Origin of the sequence: Streptomyces sp. NPDC007875 (assembly GCF_042868035.1) — a bacterium.
GTDB classification, from domain to species: domain Bacteria; phylum Actinomycetota; class Actinomycetes; order Streptomycetales; family Streptomycetaceae; genus Streptomyces; species Streptomyces antimycoticus.
Map to the genome: position 1 here is coordinate 1 of NZ_JBIADZ010000103.1, position 2,425 is coordinate 2,425.

Below are 2,425 nucleotides of genomic sequence, written 5' to 3' on the forward strand. Positions count from 1 at the left end.
GGATCGGCGTAGACGGCTACGCTCGCGATCCCGGCATCCCGGCAGGCACGGGCAACACGGACAGCGATCTCGCCACGGTTGGCGATGAGCACCTTGCGCACGATGGCTCCCTCCTTGAAACAAGCCGAGTTTAGGTACAGGCGACACCTCGCGCCGAGAAGATCCCGGGCGTGAGCTTGACCACACGGAGCGTGAACCTCGCGTTGGGCGAGCGACCAGATCCCCCGTCGCTCCACCGTACGCCCGGTTTTCGGGGCTGGTGCGCCGTCCACGCTGTGGGCAAGGTCTCTGGCCCGCCGTGCTGCGGCGCTTCGCGTTTCTTTGTGGAGACCCTACGAATGCCGGGCGGAAACTTTGCCATGGCGTTCAGCTCGTCCGCACCTCTTGTGGCAGCGCTTACCCGTTAGTAGCGTGCTTCGGCACTGACGGAGTGGAGGGGGAACACGGTGGCGCGCAGACCAGTGGCCGCGGTAGCGGCTGTGACGCTCATGTTCGAAGCGGTCGGCATAGCGCTGCTGAACTGGATCCTCGGCCTGGTCGTGGACCGTCAGCAGATGTCCATGGGCGGCCTCGACACCGACGCGATGTCCATCGGCACCTGGGTCGCGGGCGGCCTCTTCGGCCTCTATCTGCTGGTGTGCGGGGTGGTGCTGCTGCGCACCGCCGTGCGTGACCGCGCCCCCGGCCGCCTCGCCCGCATCCTGCTCGTCACCTGTGCGGTGGTGCACGGGCTGGTGGGCGCCTTCGCGGTCGGCCTGGTGGGCTGGCCGGCGTTCGCTTTCTTGATGGTGGTGCTGGGGCTGATCGTGCTGAGCCTGCTGGGGTACGAGGCGGAGCCGCCCGCCGAGCCCTCCGCGGAGGCCGCGGGCGGCGGCCAGGACGCCCCCAGCCCGGCCTGATTCAGGGGAAATCCCTAGCCGGGCCCGGCCTGATTCGGGGGGAATCCCTAGCCCCCGGCCCGGTCTGACTCAGGGGAATCCCTAGTCGCCCCAGCGGCCGGGAGGCCCCTAGTCCCAGAGGGCCGTGATCCGCACGCCCAACTCGGCCAGCAGCCGGCGGAACAGCGGCAGGGAGAGCCCGATCACGGTTCCGGCGTCGCCCTCGATGCCGTCGATGAACGGCGCCGAACGGCCGTCGAGCGTGAACGCCCCCGCCACATGCAGCGGTTCGCCGCTGGCGACGTACGCCGCGATCTCCTCGTCCGTCGGCTCGCCGAAGCGGACGGTGGTGGACGCGGTGGCCGAGGTGCGGCGGCCGCTCGCCGTGTCGATCACGCAGTGCCCGGTGCGCAGCACCCCGGCCCGGCCGCGCATCGACTTCCAGCGGGCGGTGGCCTCCTCGGCGTCCGCCGGTTTGCCGAGCGCCTGGCCGTCGAGCTCCAGCACCGAGTCGCAGCCGATGACGAGGGAGTCGGCCGCCCCCGGAAGTCCGGCCACGGCGGTGGCCTTCGCCTCGGCCAGCACCCGGGCCAGCTCGGCGGGTGTCTCGGCGCTCAGCGCGTCCTCGTCCACCCCGCTGACGATCACCTTCGGCGCCATTCCGGCCTGCCGCAGCAGTTCGAGCCGGGCGGGCGAGGCGGACGCGAGGATGAGAGTGCGCTGCGCAGTCATGCGCACCAGGGTATGCCGCCCCCGGGACGGCCCGGCCGGGGGCCGGAGCCGGGCCATGGCACCGGCCCCTCGGCCAGGCCGGGCGAGGTCGGGGCCGGTCAGATCAAGCCGGATCAGACCGGGTTTCAGATCAGGGCCGTATTCACAGCCACATGCCGAGGAGGCACATCGCGAGCAGCACGGAGACGGTCAGAACCGTGCGGGCGCGGCGGAGCATGGTCTCGGCGCGCCGCAGCTCCTCGGGCGGCTCGTCGGGCGGCTCGGACCACAGCATGGGACCGATCCTGAGGCCACAGACGGCGGGGCGCCTGAGTACGCGTACTCAGGCGCCCCGGCGCGAAGGTTCCATTCCGGCCTTCCCGCGCGGCTCTCAGGCGGGCCAGTAGGTGGTACGCCACGCCTTGGGGCCGGGGTGCGGCACCCGGTGGCTGGGGACGGTGCGGGCCGGGTCGGACCACTCCTCCGGATCGTCCTCGCTCTGCGCAGCGGCCGTGACGGCCGCCGCGCGTGCTTGCACCACCGCCAGTGCGGCGGCCAACTCCTCGGGGGTCGGGTTGCCCCGGACAATTCGGATCATGGAATTAGCCCTTCGCTCGAGGGGGCTAGAGGGGGATGTTGCCGTGCTTCTTCGGGGGCAGCGACTCGCGCTTGTTCCGCAGGGTCCTCAGTCCGCGGACGATGTGGCGGCGGGTCTCGGACGGCATGATCACAGCATCCACATACCCTCGCTCGGCCGCGATATACGGATTCAGCAGGGTGTCCTCGTAGTCCGCGATCAGCTCGGTGCGGGTGGTCTCCGGGTCGTCGGAGGCGGC

General features: G+C 71.2%; 6 protein-coding genes. 1 reads left to right on the top strand and 5 read right to left on the bottom strand.

Features of this window, described 5'->3' with window-relative positions; genetic code table 11:
* On the bottom strand, positions 1 to 101 hold a 101-nt coding region (locus ACFYOY_RS49085), incomplete at its 3' end, for a biotin carboxylase N-terminal domain-containing protein (protein ID WP_158786612.1).
* A 387-nt stretch (positions 102 to 488) separates the two neighbouring features.
* On the opposite strand from ACFYOY_RS49085, the gene ACFYOY_RS49090 reads away from it, so the two are divergent.
* Entirely contained in the window at positions 489 to 899 is a 411-nt protein-coding gene (locus ACFYOY_RS49090) for a hypothetical protein (RefSeq protein WP_351906685.1), read from the top strand.
* Between the two features lie 108 nt (positions 900 to 1,007).
* Here the strand turns inward: ACFYOY_RS49090 and ACFYOY_RS49095 are convergent, their stop codons facing one another.
* The 4 genes from ACFYOY_RS49095 to ACFYOY_RS49110 form a co-directional block, all read right to left on the bottom strand.
* Entirely contained in the window at positions 1,008 to 1,610 is a 603-nt protein-coding gene (locus tag ACFYOY_RS49095; protein WP_351906682.1) for a nucleoside triphosphate pyrophosphatase, read from the bottom strand.
* A 142-nt stretch (positions 1,611 to 1,752) separates the two neighbouring features.
* The gene (mmpB, locus tag ACFYOY_RS49100; RefSeq protein ID WP_351906679.1) at positions 1,753 to 1,884 is read right to left on the bottom strand and encodes a morphogenic membrane protein MmpB; all 132 of its coding nucleotides are present in this window, start codon (positions 1,882 to 1,884) and stop codon (positions 1,753 to 1,755) included.
* 96 nt (positions 1,885 to 1,980) lie between these two features.
* Positions 1,981 to 2,187, bottom strand: a complete 207-nt coding sequence (locus ACFYOY_RS49105) for an acyl-CoA carboxylase subunit epsilon (protein ID WP_014061293.1) — start codon at positions 2,185 to 2,187, stop codon at positions 1,981 to 1,983.
* Between the two features lie 25 nt (positions 2,188 to 2,212).
* Positions 2,213 to 2,425: carboxyl transferase domain-containing protein (locus ACFYOY_RS49110; protein WP_351906676.1), on the bottom strand; the 213-nt coding region annotated here is incomplete at its 5' end.

Excerpts from the sequence above, each read along its gene's own strand:
- ACFYOY_RS49090 (WP_351906685.1), top strand. The coding sequence starts at position 489 with ATGTTCGAAGCGGTCGGCATAGCGCTGCTGAACTGGATCCTCGGCCTG.
- ACFYOY_RS49105 (WP_014061293.1), bottom strand. The coding sequence starts at position 2,187 with ATGATCCGAATTGTCCGGGGCAACCCGACCCCCGAGGAGTTGGCCGCC.
- mmpB (WP_351906679.1), bottom strand. The coding sequence starts at position 1,884 with ATGCTGTGGTCCGAGCCGCCCGACGAGCCGCCCGAGGAGCTGCGGCGC.
- ACFYOY_RS49095 (WP_351906682.1), bottom strand. The coding sequence starts at position 1,610 with ATGACTGCGCAGCGCACTCTCATCCTCGCGTCCGCCTCGCCCGCCCGG.